General features: G+C 58.8%; 15 protein-coding genes. 8 read left to right on the forward strand and 7 right to left on the reverse strand.

The window, feature by feature from the left end:
• Window positions 1-75 precede the first annotated feature (75 nt).
• The 7 genes from VGL22_RS02375 to VGL22_RS02405 all read right to left on the reverse strand — a co-directional run bounded on the left by VGL22_RS02375 (window position 76) and on the right by VGL22_RS02405 (window position 5,399).
• A complete protein-coding gene (locus VGL22_RS02375) occupies window positions 76-792 on the reverse strand; it encodes a permease prefix domain 1-containing protein (protein ID WP_465265274.1) in 717 nt (238 codons plus the stop codon).
• Window positions 789-1,145, reverse strand: a complete 357-nt coding sequence (locus tag VGL22_RS02380; RefSeq protein ID WP_465265275.1) for a PadR family transcriptional regulator — start codon at window positions 1,143-1,145, stop codon at window positions 789-791. The genes VGL22_RS02375 and VGL22_RS02380 overlap by 4 nt, the downstream gene beginning before the upstream one ends.
• A 38-nt stretch (window positions 1,146-1,183) precedes the next feature.
• Window positions 1,184-1,852, reverse strand: a complete 669-nt coding sequence (locus VGL22_RS02385; RefSeq protein WP_465265276.1) for a hypothetical protein — start codon at window positions 1,850-1,852, stop codon at window positions 1,184-1,186.
• 434 nt (window positions 1,853-2,286) lie between these two features.
• Window positions 2,287-3,048 (reverse strand): sugar transferase, encoded by a 762-nt coding sequence (locus VGL22_RS02390; RefSeq protein ID WP_465265277.1) that lies wholly within the window; start codon window positions 3,046-3,048, stop codon window positions 2,287-2,289.
• The gene (locus VGL22_RS02395) at window positions 3,035-4,063 is read right to left on the reverse strand and encodes an NAD-dependent epimerase/dehydratase family protein (RefSeq protein ID WP_465265278.1); all 1,029 of its coding nucleotides are present in this window, start codon (window positions 4,061-4,063) and stop codon (window positions 3,035-3,037) included. The genes VGL22_RS02390 and VGL22_RS02395 overlap by 14 nt, the downstream gene beginning before the upstream one ends.
• Before the next feature lie 62 nt (window positions 4,064-4,125).
• Window positions 4,126-4,422, reverse strand: a complete 297-nt coding sequence (locus VGL22_RS02400) for a cytochrome c (RefSeq protein WP_465265279.1) — start codon at window positions 4,420-4,422, stop codon at window positions 4,126-4,128.
• Complete coding sequence (locus VGL22_RS02405) at window positions 4,419-5,399, reverse strand: hypothetical protein (RefSeq protein WP_465265280.1); 981 nt, start codon at window positions 5,397-5,399, stop codon at window positions 4,419-4,421. Before VGL22_RS02405 ends, VGL22_RS02400 begins: the two co-directional genes overlap by 4 nt.
• A gap of 326 nt (window positions 5,400-5,725) precedes the next feature.
• Here VGL22_RS02405 and VGL22_RS02410 point away from each other — a divergent pair, with 326 nt between their 5' ends.
• The 8 genes from VGL22_RS02410 (at window position 5,726) to VGL22_RS02445 (ending at window position 17,228) form a co-directional block, all read left to right on the forward strand.
• On the forward strand, window positions 5,726-6,091 hold the full coding sequence (locus VGL22_RS02410) for a cupredoxin domain-containing protein (RefSeq protein WP_465265281.1): 366 nt from the start codon (window positions 5,726-5,728) through the stop codon (window positions 6,089-6,091).
• A gap of 102 nt (window positions 6,092-6,193) precedes the next feature.
• Window positions 6,194-6,562, forward strand: a complete 369-nt coding sequence (locus tag VGL22_RS02415; RefSeq protein WP_465265282.1) for a c-type cytochrome — start codon at window positions 6,194-6,196, stop codon at window positions 6,560-6,562.
• Window positions 6,563-6,574: 12 nt separating this feature from the next.
• The gene (locus VGL22_RS02420; RefSeq protein ID WP_465265283.1) at window positions 6,575-10,723 is read left to right on the forward strand and encodes an SLBB domain-containing protein; all 4,149 of its coding nucleotides are present in this window, start codon (window positions 6,575-6,577) and stop codon (window positions 10,721-10,723) included.
• A 12-nt stretch (window positions 10,724-10,735) separates the two neighbouring features.
• Window positions 10,736-12,067, forward strand: coding sequence for a GumC family protein (locus VGL22_RS02425; protein WP_465265284.1), 1,332 nt, complete (start codon window positions 10,736-10,738; stop codon window positions 12,065-12,067).
• A 380-nt stretch (window positions 12,068-12,447) separates the two neighbouring features.
• Window positions 12,448-13,389, forward strand: coding sequence for an O-antigen ligase family protein (locus tag VGL22_RS02430; RefSeq protein ID WP_465265285.1), 942 nt, complete (start codon window positions 12,448-12,450; stop codon window positions 13,387-13,389).
• On the forward strand, window positions 13,386-14,543 hold the full coding sequence (locus VGL22_RS02435) for a glycosyltransferase family 4 protein (RefSeq protein WP_465265286.1): 1,158 nt from the start codon (window positions 13,386-13,388) through the stop codon (window positions 14,541-14,543). The genes VGL22_RS02430 and VGL22_RS02435 overlap by 4 nt, the downstream gene beginning before the upstream one ends.
• 104 nt (window positions 14,544-14,647) lie before the next feature.
• Window positions 14,648-15,385 (forward strand): response regulator transcription factor, encoded by a 738-nt coding sequence (locus VGL22_RS02440; RefSeq protein ID WP_465265287.1) that lies wholly within the window; start codon window positions 14,648-14,650, stop codon window positions 15,383-15,385.
• 103 nt (window positions 15,386-15,488) lie between these two features.
• The gene (locus VGL22_RS02445; RefSeq protein WP_465265288.1) at window positions 15,489-17,228 is read left to right on the forward strand and encodes a sensor histidine kinase; all 1,740 of its coding nucleotides are present in this window, start codon (window positions 15,489-15,491) and stop codon (window positions 17,226-17,228) included.
• Window positions 17,229-17,237: the final 9 nt, after the last annotated feature.

Raw genomic sequence — 17,237 nt, forward strand, 5'->3', positions numbered from 1 at the left:
AGTTCCACTGGCGAAGTTGGCGTTAAGTAATCGCTGTTGAAGCTGCACTGTGAGTTATCTGACGCCGCAGGTTTGTCACGCAATGAGCGAGTCGAGTGGCGAAGCGATGTGCATTTTGGCGCTCCGATTACATGGTCGGCATCGGAGAACCGCAGGCCACTCGTCCTGCCGGATGCGTTCATCGGCAGGAACGAATAAGCGCCCCGCAGCCGGAGTGACACCAAGCCCGCTGAAGTAGTTGCCGGAAACAAGCCTGCACGAAGCGCTGATCGACGCGCGATCCGGAAAATTGAGTATGGCGGCTTGCGCATAAGCAGTCGCGATCAGGGGAACATCGGGAGTGGCTGCACGCAGGCGCAGGTATGCGGGATAAGACACCTGCCAGCTTTGATCGAAGGGACTGCGCGCGGCATGAATTCTTACAAGCTCTTCCGGATGAGGAACTGGTAACTGCGCCAGAATCACCGCGTGCAGCAGTTGGAACACGCCAAGATTGGCTCCGATGCCAAAGGCCAGGGTCAGCACCGCCGCGCCTGTAAACGCGGGCTGTCGGTGAAGCTGACGTAGCGCATACCGCAGATCATGGAGGAGGTTTTCCGCCCACATCCATCCCCAGCGCTCGCGCGTCACATCCTCGATCAGAGGCACATTACCGAGTTCCCGCAACGCTGCGGTTCGGGCCTTAGCCGGCTCTTCACCACGGGAAATGCGCTCGGCGATTGCCATCTTGAGGTGAGATTCAAGCTCCTGTGACAGGTGCTCCTTCGCCTGCTCCCACGGCCAGCACCTCATGGCTGCGCTTCCGGCTTCATCACAGCGCCGATTGCGCGGATCAGTCGCAGCCACCGCCGGTGGTCAATTACCAGTTGCTTCTTCCCGAGCGCCGTGAGCTGGTAGTACTTCGCGCGCTGCTTGCTCCCGGTGAGCTTCCATTCCGACTTGACCCACTTCTGCCGTTCCAGACGATGCAGCGCCGGGTACAGCGAGCCCGTCTCCACCTGCAGCACTTCGCGGGACCGGCTGCGTATTGTTTGTGCGATGGCATACCCGTGCATGGACTCACGCTGCAGCGCCTGCAAGATGAGCATATCCAGGGTTCCCTGCAATAGTTCGATACGATTCTTGTACTTGTCAGCCTCAGCCATAGGGATGTAGACATCCTACTGCTATAGCTGTAGATCGTCTACCTCAAAAACAGGATGATTATGCGCTCAGAGAGCAAAGAAGCCAGCAAGGACCTGTGGTGGGTGCTGATGATGGGACGCGGGAAGCCCGGCATTCCCGCTGCGAGGGCGCAGGCAGCGTTGAACGTCACGCCCAAAGCGGCGGTGCGCAACGCTGGCTGTGACAAGCGACAGCCAGGAACCCAGACTGCTGCTGCGTGACGGGAGCCGAGGCCAGAATCTCTCTGCCGATGACCTGCAGAAGCTAATCGAGATGTTGATGCGCTCTCCGGGCTGGTGGTGCTGCTGGCGTACGCCACCTGGGCAATCTCCTGATGGCCAGTTTTAATGCGGGGCAACTGGAAATCAGGGTGCGGCTGGCGCTTGGCGCGGATAAAGCGCGCATTCTGTGCCAGACGATGAATTCCTTGCAGGAAGTTGACCAACTCGCAAAGGAAAGTGTGCGCAATGCGGATGGAGATGCGTTTTGCGGAGCGGCATCGCCTGATTTCGGCATCCCGTTGCCAAGACCCGGCGAGCAGTACCGGTTTCATTTCGACATGACGCAGTGCATCGGTTGCAAATGCTGCGTGGTGGCCTGTAATGAACAGAACGGGAACCCGGCTGACATCCTGTGGAGACGGGTGGGCGAGATCGAAGGCGGTTCGTATCCCTTCACGCAGCGCCACTATCTCTCCATCGGTTGCAATCACTGCCTGGAGCCCACCTGTATGACGGGTGTCCGGTCGATGCGTAGTCCAAGGATGGCCTCACGGGGATCGTGCGTCACAAGCTTCTGACGCCGGCGCAGGGAAAAACGCGGTCGCGGAATCCTGCATCCGTTCAATCAGGGGAAGTTCCACGGTGGCTCCGTCGGCGCGGAGGTGCGCCTGGTTGCGAAGAGTTACACAGCCTGCAAACATGCGAGCGAAGCGCGCGTGTTGCCCTGATACAGCATGTGCGGGGCGGGTAGCTCTTCGGGGAGCCTTAACGGTGCTCGCTCAAGGTGTCACGCGTTCACGGCCGGGGGACACTTGCAACGTATCGGTCACCGTGACACATCGTCGCGCTTGGCCGCGACAAGCCGGTGTGAAAACCAGCCGTAGTGTACGCAGTTCAGCAATCACACGGCTTCGCCGCGGCAAATTACCTCGCTGCGGGAAGCTAAATGTACGGCGGGTAGGTCTGAAGGTTGGAGCACACCGGGAACTCGCCAGCATCCCAGAACGGTGCGCACCAGGATCTGCACATCAGAAAGCAAAGTCGCTCCGGCCATGTAGTCGGAGTCGAGGCGGTGTTTTGCGGGCATGATGTGATCGTGGTAGACATGCGCCAAGCCTTCTGGTGGAAGTCTGGCAAGCAGGATGTCCTCGCGGGCAAAGGCGAGAGTTGCGACTCCGGTGATTCCGGGCCGGCATGGAAAGGTGCCGAGTTGCTGAGCGGCGATGCGGGGCCGGGGACCGACAAGGCTCATATCACCGCGCAGTACATTGATGACTTGGGGAAGTTCGTCTACTTTAAATTTGCGAAGCATGAGGCCCACGGCTGTGATTCGTCCAGCGGACGCGCAGGCGAGTCCAGGCTCTTCGTCGGAGGTTGCCTCGACCATAGTTCGGAACTTCAGTATCGTGAACGGTCTGCCGTGAGAACCAATGCGGGTCTGCCGGAAAATGGCGCCGCCGGGCGACGATAACCGAACAGCCGCAGCAATGATCAGCAGCAGGGGGCACAACAGAGGTGCGAGAGCGCAGACGGCCGCCACATCGAACAGCCGCTTTGCTCGGGACGCAGACCATGCGCTTAACTGAGCGGGTCGGCTTGGTGGCGCTGCATCCTGCGCAGCGTGTCCGTTCGCGAGTGCAACCACTGCATCAGGCGATGACATAGCGGTCTTTGGAGAGAGCAGCTACCGGCACTCTGCAGGTGCGTGCCATTTCCTCTGCAATCCAGCGATAGGTGCGCGCCATACCTTCGCGCAGGGGCAGCGACGGTTCCCAGTTGAGCTCGTGACGGATCCGCGTATTGTCGCTGTTTCGACCGCACACTCCTCGGGGAGCATTCAGGTTGTAATGCCGACGTAGCCTGATGCCTGCGATTTCTTCCACCATGGAGACCAACTGATCGATGGTGACGAGCTCACTCGATCCAAGATTCAAAGGCTCAGCAACATCGCTTTCACAGATGAGCCTCGTGCCTACGATGCAGTCGTCAACATACATAAAGCTGCGCGTCTGCAAGCCATCCCCCCAAATCTCGATGTCGTGGCGACCGGAAAGCTTGGCTTCGATGACCTTTCGGCAGATTGCAGCAGGAGCCTTTTCCCGCCCGCCATTCCAGGTGCCGAACGGCCCATACACGTTGTGATATCGTGCGACGCGGCACTTGAGCCCGAAATCCTCTTCGAAATGCCGGCACATTCTTTCACTGAAAAGTTTCTCCCATCCATAGCCATCCTCTGGCATTGCGGGGTATGCATCTTCCTCCCGCAGAGGGATGACTTCAGGAGACGATTGTTTCTGCTGGTTGTACACGCACGCGGAAGACGAATAAAAGAATCGCTCGACTCCGGACTCGCACGCAGCGAGAAGCATATGAGTATTCACCAGAACGTTCAACATACAGCGGGCTTTGTTGCTTTCAATGAAGCCCATGCCCCCCATATTCGCGGCGAGCTGGAACACGACTGAATAACCTCGCACCGCTGCCGCGCAGTTGCTGACATCACGGAGATCGAGAATGAGATTCTCGGCGCTGGAGAAGACCTGATGCCATTCTGACTTCGGCTTCACATCCACTGCCCGGACCGAGGCCGCGCCAGCATCGAGAAGATTTCTGACTAGATGACCGCCGATGAAACCTCCCGCTCCGCAAATAAGTACCCGTTTCCCTCTGAGGTTCATGTCTCTCTCGCTTTTGGTTGTTCTGTTGGGGCCGATCCGCCGGGTCAATTGCCGACCCTTTGCTATGGATTCATAAATTGGATGAGCGCCTTCTCGTCCTGTGAACTCAAGGAGGCGCGAACCCGCATGTGACGAACGATGGTTCCCGAAATCTGTGGAGGGAAGTTCTGGGGCGCGTCATGGCAGCGAGCGCAATTCTGATTGAATACGCGTTCGCCACGGGATTGTTGCTGCTTCGTTGTCGCCTGGTGCTCTTCAGGGCTGGTTGCTTGACGCTGGGGCGAGCGCCCCTGAGCGACAAGGGGCAACAGCGCCAGAATCGCGCCGAGCGGGAGCAACACTCGAGTGCTTGGGCTCATTTCGTCCTCCATGCAGGAAACAGGAATCTGTATATGATCCCGGTTTGCCAGATATTGCGATTCCCGTCCGAGGAGAACTCGCGAGAGTAACTGGAATTGATCCGGACCTCGTGCGGAAGATGGTAGTCAAGGCCGAAATCGGCCCGCTGAGTGTCCGCAGTGGGCAAGCCGTCGTTAGTTCCGGGCGAACTGCGAAATGTTTGCTGCATGCGAAACAGCGGTTCAAAGCCTGAGAGGAAAGTGCCTCCCCCGAAACGGTTGAGGCGGTAGCCGGACTCTATCCAATAGCCGCGAGCGTGTTCGCCGCTTGCAAACTCTGAACGCAGGCGGAATGAAGAGTTCGCGGGTTCCCACCACAGGTGCACACCGCCGAAGTTCTCTCGCGTGCCCTGCAGGAGGCGATTGAACGACGCGCCGACCTCAAGCCGCACAGAAGGTATATAGAGGCTGACGCGTCCACCGGCGGAACGCTGCGCATTGAACTGCTCGTTGGTGCTTGCGGCGGAGAAGTAGGCAGCGTAGTCGAGATTGGCGCTCGCGTTCGATGCCGCAGAACCGCGCAGCATCCCGCCCACCCCGTGGGAAGTCCCCATGGTACCGATGCTGTAAATGAGGGGAGCGTCTTCAAAGTTGCTGATCCAGATGGGCGTCAGGCGCTCATTGTAAGTTGCGAAGGGAATCAGGAACTGTCCTGCTACGACCGTCGTGTGCCTGCCCGCCAGGATGTCGGCCTGCAAAAAATCGAGCCCCAGAAAAGTGTCACGCTGGTAACCCGGCTGGCCCCCGCCTTTCGGAAACCATGACTGCAGAATCGTGGCGCGGCTCTCCACCAGCACATGGCTCCCGAGTGGCGCCGCAAGCAGAGGCGAGATGACGGGCAAATAAGTCGTGTTACCGCCCTTGGTGCTGGTTACAAACCCAGTGCCGCCTGAGATGAGCGGGGTGTCCTGAGCTATAACGATCGGGGCCAGAAACAAGAGAGCAGCCCCCCCGACAAACCAGGAGGTCCTGCAGCTTGTATATCGCCGACGGAGCGTTTGCGTGCGAAACATGCGTTTAGCATCGCTCGGAAGGCGAGCACAGGTGTCAGGAACGCGTCTTGCGAATGTAATGCGATTGTCACTCAGGGGCAGGGCAGACCAGCGCGCTTCAAAATGCTGCAACTGGTTTGAATACAAGAGCAACAATGCCCTGACAATCTCATGACACACACATGACACACCTGAACGAGAGCGCGATCTACTGTGGGTTCACGTTCAACTTGATGTAGCAGGGACCCTGCTGCTGAAGGCTGAGGAGAATCATGGAAAAGATTACAGGTCTATTTGTCCTATCGTGTGCACTGACGGCTTCATTGGGCTCCGTTCAGAAAACCTGGGCTGCGGCAGAAAGTCCCAGGCACGTGGAGGTCACTGCCCATCGCTACACCTTTGATCCTGGCGTCATCGTTCTCAGAAAGGGACAGCCAGTCGTACTCGTGCTCAAGAGCGCCGATGTCGCCCACGGGCTCCGGATCCGGGAATTGGGAATTGAGATCAAGGTCCCACGGGGAGGCTCCACGCAGATCCAGTTCACGCCTGACAAGGTTGGTGACTTTGTAGGCCATTGCTCTGTGTTCTGCGGATCCGGCCACGGCACGATGACACTCACGCTTCGTGTGGTGGATTGAATGGGCCGGGCAGGCTGGGCAACTCTGGTCCTGAGTGGACTTGCTTTATGCGGTTGCAAGGCAAGCTCACCGGGGAAAGCAGAAACGAAAGCTGTGTGGACCATGAAACATCACTTCGTAGCGGGCAACAAGAAACAGAAGAACCCTTTGGGCGCGACCCCGAAGACTGTTGCCGACGGGAAAGAGGCATTCGGCCACTATTGTGTAGTCTGTCACGGCCTCGACGGCCAAAACACAGGAGTGCCGTTCGCGGATCGCATGTCTCCCCCCGTTCCGTCATTGGCTTCGAAGGAAGTGCAGCAATACACAGACGGTCAGCTGAAATGGGTCATCGACTATGGCATCTGGCCGTCAGGAATGCCCGGATCGAAGGGAATTCTGAGTGACGACGAGATCTGGTCGATCGTGATCTATCTTCGTCACCTGCCGCCTGCGGGAAGCGTCGGCGAACCTGAAATATATGGCCACTGAGACGCCATGCACATGTTGCGAAAACTGATCTGGAAGCGCAAATACGAGCGCGGCATGCAATTGAAGCGAGCGATCATTGCCACGTTTGCTCAGCCAGTCGAGGAGGTCTTCCGATTGCTGGATGGCCATGACGAGCGCGATTGGCAGGCGGTGATGTGGTGGCTCGACGTCAGCGGATTGGCTCTTTACCTGCTTGAGCGCGTCCGCACCGCGCATGCGGAGGCAGTAGTGCCGCCCTCCGTGCTGACCTCGCTCGAAGATCGACTGGGGCACAACACGGATCGAACTTGGTCGCTGCTCAGAGAAGCGGCAATATTGTGCAAATGGCTTCAGGAGGCGGAGGTTCCCTATGCGTTGCTGAAAGGAGTTACGCTTGTACCGGACTCCGTTCCAAATCCCGCCCTTCGTTCGCAGACCGATCTTGATTTCCTGGTGGCACGCCAGAGCATACCGATTGCGCGCCATTTCATCAGCCGCCTTGGATATCACCTGCACGCGAATACCGGATCGACGTTGGAGTTTCGGGCGGGCATATGCGGAAGGCCTGATGTGATGAAAATCTATTCAGTACACTCGCAGCGGGCGCTCGAGTTACACGTCGCAGAGGGTGCCTTGGACACACTGGCGCGCAGGCAGGTGCGGGAGATTGAAGGCGTGCCAATTGCGAGCCTCTCGCCGGCCGACATTCTGGTGCAGCAGGCCGCCCACGTGTTGAAGCATCTTTGCGGAGAGCACACACGGATCGCTTGGATTCTCGAATTCCGGAATCACGTTCAGGCACGGCAAGCGGATCTCGCATTCTGGCGCGAAGTTGAGGGGAATGCCGCGAAAGCGCCAAATGGAAACGTCGCGATGGGCGTAGCATTGTGGCTGTCGAGCCGCTTCTTCGGGCCAATTCAGGCCAACTTGACGGAGCGGTGGAGCGAACAAAACCTGCCGCAGCGAGTCAGATTATGGCTGGTCCGTTTTGCCGATCGTGTGTTGTTGTCTGACTCCGTCGGAAACAAGTACTACGGGCTGCTGCGGAACCAGCTTGCCGTGGCTTCGCATGAAATAAGCATGCGGACTATTCTTTTCCCTTCCTGCCTGCCTGCTCTGATTACCAAGCCGCAGGCTAACGAGAGTCTTCGCTCTCGAGCGCGCCGCTACACGATAGAGGCTTCGTATTTCTGGCGGCGCCTGCGCTTCCATTTGATTGAGGGGATCGTCTTCGGTATCGAGTTCGTGCGCTGGAGACGGGCGGTGGCCACATTGCCTGATCAGCGACCGGAGAAATCCGGCGCTGCTCGCGCTATCAGGCGCGCTGGTTCTTTATCGCTGCTGGCCTTCGCGGGGTTGTCGATCGTTGGCTCTCAGATTCATGCGCAGTCCGTCCCTGGGTCAGGGCCGCCAGCGCCGGCTACGAAAGAATCTTCGCTGCCTTCAGATGCGAACGCGGAGGGCATACGGGAGGATAAGGTTGGCATCGCAGTCATGCCCGCGACCGATCTGATCGAGCTGTTGCAAAATGATCCGGCGGTCATGGTGGAGTGTAAAGGGGTCGTAGCGGATTTCCTGCAGCAGCAAGGAGCTTCTGTCGCACCCGACGCGATAACAGACGAGCAAGTCTATAACGCAATCGAAACAAGGGCCGAGTTGCGTGGAATCCTCACGCGTTCTTTGCTTTCCCGGGGATACATCACGGAAGAGCAGGTTCAGGATGCTTCAACACGGGCGCGGAACAACCTGGTGGAAAGCTTGCGGCAGGGCGATCCCGGAACTGCCATGGAGGCCGAGTCGATCATGCAGTCGCCCGTCGTGGGAGTCACGCCCAGGCAGACACTGGGAAGGCAAGAGTTCTCAGACGAGGTTCAAACAACGGAGCCCAGGAATTCGACTCCTCCCCGTAATGTAACCGACGGCCCTGAAGTACTGCACCGCCCCACACCCTATAACCTGCGTTCTCTCCGCGACCTGTATCAGCAGGTTCCTGATTCTCCTGAAAAGCTCGAGCGGTTCGGATCGGATGTTTTTATCTCGCGCGGCACGCATCGCTCCGGGGGCTTGTCGTCCGACGATGGAGGAAGCCGTTTGGACATCCCGGTCGGCCCCGACTATGTACTTGGCCCCGGAGACCAACTGAGCATCAGCATGTGGGGCGGTGTTTCGCAGAATCTGCTGCGCGTTGTCAATCGTGAGGGAGGCGTTGCGCTGCTCGAAGCCGGCCTGGTGCAGGTCGCGGGATTGTCTATGGAACGGGCTCAGTCGGTGATCGAGGAAGCTCTGCGAACGCAGTATCGTGATGCGCACGTCGCCGTCACAGTGGCGCGTATTCGCACGATCCGGATCTTTGTTGTAGGTGATGTTCAGAGGCCCGGCTCGTACGAGATCAGCTCCATGGCATCCGTGGTGAGCGCGCTCTATGCGGCCGGGGGGCCTACGGCCGTGGGATCACTGCGCGTACTCCGGCACTATCGCGACAAGAAGATGATTGGTGAAGTCGATCTTTACGACTTCATGCTGCACGGCGTCAGGGCGGAAACAGAACGGCTGCAGAGCGGCGACACGCTGCTGATTCCTCCAGCCGGTCCTCAGGTTGCCGTGTTCGGTGCGGTGAGGCGGCCTGCAATTTACGAACTGCGCAGTGAGAGAAGCCTCGCGGATGTCCTGGAGGAAGCTGGAGGCCTGACCGCCGCCGCCGCTCCTGGTCAGATTACGGTGGCCCGCGTTCTGCCTGGTCTGGGACGACAGGTGCTCGGGCTAAATGCAGGTTCCCATGACACGCCGCCCCTCACGCAGGCAGAACTCGGGCGCTTCGAAATCAAGGATGGCGATCGCGTCCATGTGCCCACCGTGCTTCCGGTGAATGAGCGCGTCGTGTACGTCCAGGGACATGTCGCGCGTCCGGGCAGGATTGCCTTTCGCGACAACATGCGTCTGTCCGACGTTCTTACAAGTTACGCTGACATGCTCCCCGAGCCCGCAGATAATGGCGAGCTTGTGCGGCTGGTTGCCCCGGACCTGCACCCCGAAACCATCGAGTTCAGCATTGCCGATGCGCTGATAGGGAACTCCACTCTGACGTTGCAGCCCTTCGATACCGTCCGTGTGTTCGGACGATATGAACACGACGCCCCCCTTGTCAGCGTTCGCGGAGAGGTGCAAAGGCCTGGGGACTATCCGATGTTTGAAGGTATGACCGCGGCCCAGTTGGTCCGCGCAGCCGGAGGATTTAAACGCGACGCGCTGCTCAGCCGGGCAGATCTAACCAGCTATCAGGTGATGAACGGGTCCCGCATCTCTGTCAGTCGCCGTGACGTGCCGATTGGATCCGTGGTGATACAAGATGATCGCGCGGCAGACATCCGCTTGAAGTCAGGCGACGTGCTCACTGTGCATCAGATCAGTGGGTGGAATGACATCGGCGCTTCAATCACTATCGATGGTGAGGTGGGGCATCCCGGCGATTATGGCTTCCAGGAAGGCGAACACCTCAGCGATGTACTGAGGCGAGCGGACGGGTTCCGCGATACAGCCTATCCGGAGGGAGCGGTACTCACCCGGCCCGAGGTTGCGGCCCTGGAAGAAAAGAGCCGGCAGGAACTGATTCGGCAGATTGAAACAAGTTCTGCGGCGGCGCGGCTTTCCGCTCGCGGCCTTACCACAGATCAAGGGGCAACACTGCAGTCAATACAACAACAGCAGGACCAGGTACTTGCACAGCTGAAGAGCAGGCCCTCCGCGGGAAGGCTTGTCATTCACATCGCCCAGGATATCGACAGTTGGGCGGGAACAGCCGCAGACATCGAGGTGAGGCGAGGCGATGTGTTGAAGATCCCGAAGAGACCCGGCTTCGTGCTGGTTAGCGGACAGGTATACAACACATCCGCAATCACCTACACACCGCATCAGACCGCCGAGTGGTATCTGAAAAAAGCCGGCGGCGCCACCCAGATTGCTGACCGCAAGCACATTTTCATCGTTCGCGTGAACGGCGAAGTAATAGGCCGGAATTCGTCTTCGTGGAGCGAGCATGACGTTGTCTCCACCAGGCTTGAGGCCGGGGATACGGTAGTCGTACCGCAGAAGATTCAGGGCCCCTCGATCTGGTGGCGCAATCTGCTCGCCACCGCACAAGTGGCAGCATCCATCACTATCGCTGCATCTGTGGCAGGACTGTAGATGAGTATGGCTATGGAGACGGACTCGATGCTCCTCGTGGCGGAGCGTGAAGCAGACCTGGCCCTCCTGCAATCGGCAACGCCGAATTGGGTCCATAATCTGCGGATCGTGTGGAACCATCGCAAGCTGCTCATGCGGGTTGTCCTGGTCGCGTTCTTTGTCAACCTCATCGTTGTGATGCTGATTCCAAAAAGCTATGTCTCCCAAGCGCGCATCATGCCGCCGGAGAATGGTTCCTCAAATTCGGCGCTGCTCGCCGCGTTGGCAGGCCGATCTCTTGACGGTGGATTGCTCGGCGGCCTGGCGGCCAGCCTCATGGGCGGACATAACACGGGCGCGCTTTTCATTGACCTGCTGCAAAGCAGTTCTGCCACCGGAAAGGTGATCGACCAGTTCCAACTTCAGCACGTCTACCGCAAACGCTATCGTGTCGACGCAGCCAAGGTACTGGCGCGCAGAACGTCCATTGCGCAGGATAAAAAGAGCGGAGTGATCACGATTTCAGTGACCGATCATGATCCCGTGCGCGCCCGCGACATGGTGCTGGCATACCTGAACGAACTGAATGCCGTTGTGACCCGCACAAACAATTCCTCGGCGCATCAGGAGCGCCTATTTATTGAGGCGAGACTGGGTAGCGTCAAGGCGCACCTTGAACGCGCGCAACAGGCCATGAGCGAATTCGCTTCCACGCATTCCACCATCGACCTCCCTGAGCAGACCCGTGTGACCGTTCAGTCTGAGGGCAGAGTCGAGGGTGAGTTGATCATGGCCCAGGGTGAGCTCGGCTCACTGCAGCAGGTATACGGCGATGCAAACGTACGAGTACGCGCAGCCGAAGTGCGCGTTGCGATGCTCAAGCGGGAGTTGGAGAAGATGGGCGGGTCGGCTGCTCCGCTGCAGGATTTCCCGAAAGGGCAATCGGGAGAAGTTCAGGGCTCTATCCGCGGCGGACAAGAGCCCTATCTGCCTCTACGGCAGGTTCCGAGGCTGGCGGTTCCGTATGCAGACCTCTATCGCGAAGTCCGCGTGCAGGAAACAGTCTATGACCTGCTCACCCAGCAGTATGAAATAGCGCGCATTCAGGAAGCGAAGGATGTACCAGCCGTCAATGTGATCGATGCGCCCGGAGTTCCCGAAAAGAAGTCGTTCCCTCCAAGGGCGGTTCTAACGCTCTCTCTCACGCTCCTGACGCTGCTTCTCTCTTCGGCCTTCCTGATCGCGAGGGAGCATTGGCGCGGAGTTGACCCTGCAGATTCGCGGTCAACTCTCGCGCGTGAAGTGGCACACTCCATCACCGGCGCAATTAACAGGTGCGTGGGGCTGCTCAGGAGAGCGGCATGAACGAGACCACGCGATTGACGAGTTTGAAACGGTGCGCGGAGCGCTTACAGTGGTCCGGGCCCTCGGAGACCTGCGCGAGCGGGTCAGAATGCGCCCTCGCATGGACTGCAGGATTCTTCTTCGCGTTTCGCACGATCGCGGTTTTCATCGCTTCCCGGTGGCTCAATATGGGGACGGAGCCCGGCGTCGCTTTTACGTTTGCATGCAGCGCTGCCTTGCTTCTCATCGCGGTGGTTCAGGGTTTTGGTCCCTCGGCACAGCCAATGCGCTGGATCTGGAAAGTTGCTCCATTTCGGTGGCTCATAACCTTTCTCGTACTTTCAGGGTGCAGCCTCATGTGGACATCCGCCGCATCGCCGGCGAGTTCGGCAATATATTGGTTGGAACTTACAAACGATGTGATTCTGGTGCTCCTTGTCTTCCGCGGATCGGACGCCGCGCGGGCTGCACACTCGATCATGAAGGGATTTGTCTGGGGCTCGTGCGTTCTGGCCGCCATTGCCTGGATCCTTCCCGCGGCGGAGGATCTCAGGCTGGGCGATCTCGAATACTTCAATACAAACCAGATTGGGAATCTCTGCGCGCTTGCCATCTTCCTGTGCCTGTGGCTGGGTCTCCGCAGACAGGGAACATGGCGCCTCGCGACGATCTTTTTGACCGTCACACTGTTTAGAAGTCTTAGTAAGTCCACGCTGGTGGCGTTCGTAGCCAGCCAGGCGTTTCGCCTGCTCGTCGATCGAGGCATGAGCCGAAGGAGCAAAACACTTCTCGTGGCATGTGCTATCGCCGTGACGCTCGTCTTCTGGGGACTCACCGAGGCGTACATGGACATCTATAGAAATGCGGGAAATCAAGCGGAGACACTCACCGGACGGACGGCCATTTGGGCGTGGAGCCTCAACGCAGCAATGAACAGGCCAGTGTTGGGAAATGGGCTCGATGCAATGTGGAAGGTGGCGCCTCCTTTTGGCGCCGAACTGTTTGAGGCCCGCCACGCGGAGAACGAATTGCTACAGCAGTTCTTCGCATACGGAAGTGCGGGAGTGATCGTGCTGATCGGGGTGTACGCGTCGCTCTGGCGTCAATTCCGCGCGCTGGCCAACGTTTCCAAACGGAGCATACTTATGTCGCTGATGATTTACATCGCCGTCCGTGGAATTGCGGAGGCCGAACCCTTCGATCTTCTGTTGCCGCTTTGGTTGATCACCGCCGTTTCCCTGTTGGTGGCGAGGAGCTCTCGTCAGGATCTCGCGTTCTGTTCGCCGCGCAGGTCTCCACCGGAAGCGCCCATTTCCGCGCTCTCCGGCGAGGTGATGGCATGAAGATCGTCGTCGCAGCCCTCACAGCACCTACGGCGATGAACGGAGTTTCGCGCCACGCGGTAAATCTGGTCACCGCCCTTCTCCAGAGCGACTCTATTTCGGACGTCCACTTCATCTGCGGTTCGTGGCAGAAGGAAATGTTCCGGCACGCCTTCCGGGAGGATAATCCGCGGGTTCATACCCACTTCGTTGAGTTGCGCGGCAGAGGAATGAGCCGGCTGGCCTGGTACTACTGGGAACTCCCCCATATCGCCGCGCAATTGGAAGCAGACGTTGTGCACTTCGCCTGTCCTGTGCCTCTGCGGGCCGGCGCATTCCGCTGCGCCACGGTGGTGAGCCTGCACGATCTGTACCCGTTTGATCTTCCGGAGAACTTCGGCGCCGTGAAGAGTTTCGTAACGCGAGCGATCATGGCCCGGTGCGTTCGTAACGTCGAAGCCCTCGCATGCGTATCTCAAAGCACGCGGCTGAGCGTTCAGAAGTGGTTCCCGGAGCAAGCTCCCGTGGCGGTCACCATCTGCAATGTGGTTGAGCCTGACCGATCACTGCGGATCGAGGCCTTCGGCCCCATCTCAACTGGCCGAACCTTCCTGCTTTGCGTCGCACAGCATCGCGCCAATAAGAATGTGGCGCTTGCGGTCCGCATACTTGATTCGCTGATCCAAAACCGGATCCTCCCACGCTCCTCGCAACTCGTGGTCGTAGGTATTCCCGGCCCGGAGACGCAGAACATTCGCGATGTGGTGCGGCATCTGAAGCTCGAGCAGAATGTACTTTTCCTCAACGGCCTGGCAGACGCAGAACTGCAGTGGTGCTATCGCCACTGCAAGCTGCTCCTGGCCCCGTCGACGACTGAGGGCTTCGGCCTTCCGGTTGCAGAGGCCATGCTGGCAGGCTGTCCCGTGGTTTGCTCGGACATTCCCGCTTTTCGAGAGATCGGCGGCGAGGCCTGCCACTATGTGGTCGCGGGCAGCGATCCGGCGTCACTCTACGCGAACAAGATCAGTCAGGTGCTGCCGCTGCCAAGGCCGGCTCCCATTCCGTTTCCGCAGCTTTCGGCGCGCGTCGTCGGGCGGCAGTACGCCGAGTTATATGCGAAATTGGCCTGTTGCGGCGTGTCAGATTTCTGGTATGCTACGGCAACTCGAACATAAAGTTGCGCTGACGTACCCGACGTTCAGCCAGGCGGAATGTAAGAGCATTGTCATTTTTGTTCGATAACCAATTCGCTCAACTAGGTTCGCGGGAGAATGGGATCATGATTGCGGATACTCACATGGACTCTCCTGAGGCAAGGCAGCCTGTGTTGTCACATGACCTGGGGGCGATCCTTGTCGTGGAAGATGACCCTCGCATGCAGCGCGTACTGCAGCGCATGTTTTCCGCTGAACAATATGAAGTTCTGAGTGCTGGGGACGGGCAGACTGCGCTGGACTCATTCCGCGCCCGGAACCCGATCGCGGTTGTGCTGGACCTGATTCTTCCGCACATCTCGGGCCGCGAACTATGCCAGAAATTCAAGGCAATCTCGCCGGAAACCCCCGTCATCGTGGTTAGCGCCATTTCAGAGGTCGTAGACAAGGTGCTGCTGCTTGAGCTTGGCGCGGACGACTACGTCACCAAACCATTCAGCCCGCGCGAACTGATGGCGCGCGTGCAGGCTGCCATCCGGCGGCGTCGTCGGCCCACCGCGTCCACGACCTACTGCTTTGCGGAATGCGAGGTCGATTTTAAAAAGATGACCGTTCTACGCAACGGGCGGCCGGTCACACTCACTTCTCATGAATTCAAGCTCCTGAAGTTCTTCACTGACAATGCCGAACGGGTTCTGAGCCGCGAAGAATTGCTGAATGAGGTATGGGGCTATAACTGCTATCCCACCACGCGGACGGTCGACAACCAGATGCTCAAGCTGCGGCAAAAGCTGGAACCCGATCCGGCCAATCCGCGCCATCTGCTAACTATTTATGGAGCAGGGTACAAGTTCGTACCGTAAGTCGATGGCGCAGGGAAGTGCTTTCTCATCAAGTTCAGCAAACGTTCCAGGTACTCAGAGCGGTAGTCAGGGAACCCGAACCCGCGTTCTGCTGATCCTTGCAATGGCCGTCATCACAACCGGCACCACCCTTGTGAGCTTGCTGGCGATTCGGCTGCCCCTCCGAAACCTGATCCTTGAAAACGTGTCCTCCGACCTCCTTCATTCGGTTGCAACCTTTGAGAATCTACGGTCGCAGCGGATGGCCGCACTGGACCGTGATAATGCGCTTCTGGCGGACTTGCCGACCCTGAAGGCGCTCATGACGACGAGCGATGAGCAGACCATTGCCGATGGCGCCGTGGAGTTCTGGAAGGTGAGCGGCAACGACCTGTTTGCGGTAGCCGATCGCAACGGTAAGATCATGGCTGCTTTCGTGGCGGGAGCTACTGCTGATGATTCATTCCGCGCCGATCTGCACAGATTTGTAGCCACCAGGCGCGAGTCTTATCTGGTCAGCGGAGACAGCCTCTTCGGCTGCTCGGTACAGCCCCTCTATTTTGGAAGCCGCACGGAAGGCACACTGCTTGGCTACGTCGTAAGCGGATTTGCACTTGATCACACCGCCCTCGCGAATCTCAGCCGCGCAACCAATGTGGATGTCGCATTCATGAGCGGCGGCCGGCTCATTGCCAGTTCCCTTGCCGGCAGGCACGAGAAAGAGATCGCTGCCATGCTGCCGCATCCGGCTGCAGCCAATTCGGAGCCTTACACCATCACGCTCGGTCGCGAGCATTTCCTCGCCGTCTCGCGACAACTTGGACCGACCGAATCTGCTCTGGCCCTGGTGGAATTGAAATCGCTCGATCAGGAAGAGCTCGCAATCCGGCACACGGACCGGCTCGTTCTGTTCGCGGGATTGCTTGCCTTGCTGCTCGGCTCAGCCCTGATGTTCGTTCTCTCCAGGCTGATGACGCGGCCTCTTGAGCAACTCGCAGCAGGCGTACGGGCCTTTGGTAGCGGCGACAGCGGCCATTTGCTACCCTATCGTGGCACGAGGGAGGTGCGTGAACTGAGCGCAGCCTTTGGGAGCATGCGGCGAGAGATCCTTCACGCTAACCAGGCCCTTCTCGAGTCAGAGCGCCTCGCGACCATAGGGCGCATGGCAAGTTCCGTATCGCATGATCTCCGCCATTACCTGGCCGCTGTTTATGCCAACTCGGAATTTCTCGCATCTGGAACGCTGCCGGAGTGTGAACGTAACGAAATCCTCGCCGAAATTCGTACCGCCGTAAACGGAACGACAGAGATGCTGGAGTCGCTGCTGATGTTCAGCCGAACCGGCTCTGCGGGAGCGCGAAATCTGCATTCAATTTCAGCGCTTGTTGAAAAGGCCGTCAACATTGTGCGGGCTCATCCCGACGCTATCGGAGTGACATTCTCTGTGGATCCCGGCCGCGCTGTGGAAACTGAAGTCTTGACAGACTCAAAGCAGATCGAGCGAGCTATCTATAACTTGTTGCTCAACGGGTGCCAGGCGCCTCGTCGTGCTGGCACGCCCCCGCAAGTAGCGATTTCCGTAGCCGCACACGAGCAGGACGTTACTATCGATGTCGCAGATAATGGCGAGGGCGTTCCCGCAGGCATCCGAGACACCTTGTTCGAGCCGTTCGTGAGCGAGGGCAAACACAAGGGCTCCGGGTTGGGACTTACCCTCACCCAGAGCATTGCGGCTGACCACGGCGGAGGAGTGGCGCTGCTGAGCAGCCGGCCAGGTGAAACGATATTCCGCATGTATGTGGCCCGCGCTGACCCCCGCGCCCCATGGGCAGTCGCGAGCCACGCTCGGACGGGGGGATCATGAGAAGCAGCC

It is taken from the genome of Occallatibacter sp. (assembly GCF_036502485.1).
GTDB lineage: Bacteria > Acidobacteriota > Terriglobia > Terriglobales > Acidobacteriaceae > Telmatobacter.

Coding starts and splice junctions, on each gene's coding strand:
- VGL22_RS02445 (WP_465265288.1), top strand. CDS start 15,489: ATGGCCGTCATCACAACCGGCACCACCCTTGTGAGCTTGCTGGCGATT.
- VGL22_RS02425 (WP_465265284.1), top strand. CDS start 10,736: ATGGAGACGGACTCGATGCTCCTCGTGGCGGAGCGTGAAGCAGACCTG.
- VGL22_RS02400 (WP_465265279.1), bottom strand. CDS start 4,422: ATGAGCCCAAGCACTCGAGTGTTGCTCCCGCTCGGCGCGATTCTGGCG.
- VGL22_RS02380 (WP_465265275.1), bottom strand. CDS start 1,145: ATGGCTGAGGCTGACAAGTACAAGAATCGTATCGAACTATTGCAGGGA.
- VGL22_RS02375 (WP_465265274.1), bottom strand. CDS start 792: ATGAGGTGCTGGCCGTGGGAGCAGGCGAAGGAGCACCTGTCACAGGAG.
- VGL22_RS02395 (WP_465265278.1), bottom strand. CDS start 4,063: ATGAACCTCAGAGGGAAACGGGTACTTATTTGCGGAGCGGGAGGTTTC.
- VGL22_RS02415 (WP_465265282.1), top strand. CDS start 6,194: ATGAAACATCACTTCGTAGCGGGCAACAAGAAACAGAAGAACCCTTTG.
- VGL22_RS02410 (WP_465265281.1), top strand. CDS start 5,726: ATGGAAAAGATTACAGGTCTATTTGTCCTATCGTGTGCACTGACGGCT.
- VGL22_RS02390 (WP_465265277.1), bottom strand. CDS start 3,048: ATGTCATCGCCTGATGCAGTGGTTGCACTCGCGAACGGACACGCTGCG.
- VGL22_RS02420 (WP_465265283.1), top strand. CDS start 6,575: ATGTTGCGAAAACTGATCTGGAAGCGCAAATACGAGCGCGGCATGCAA.
- VGL22_RS02440 (WP_465265287.1), top strand. CDS start 14,648: ATGATTGCGGATACTCACATGGACTCTCCTGAGGCAAGGCAGCCTGTG.
- VGL22_RS02435 (WP_465265286.1), top strand. CDS start 13,386: ATGAAGATCGTCGTCGCAGCCCTCACAGCACCTACGGCGATGAACGGA.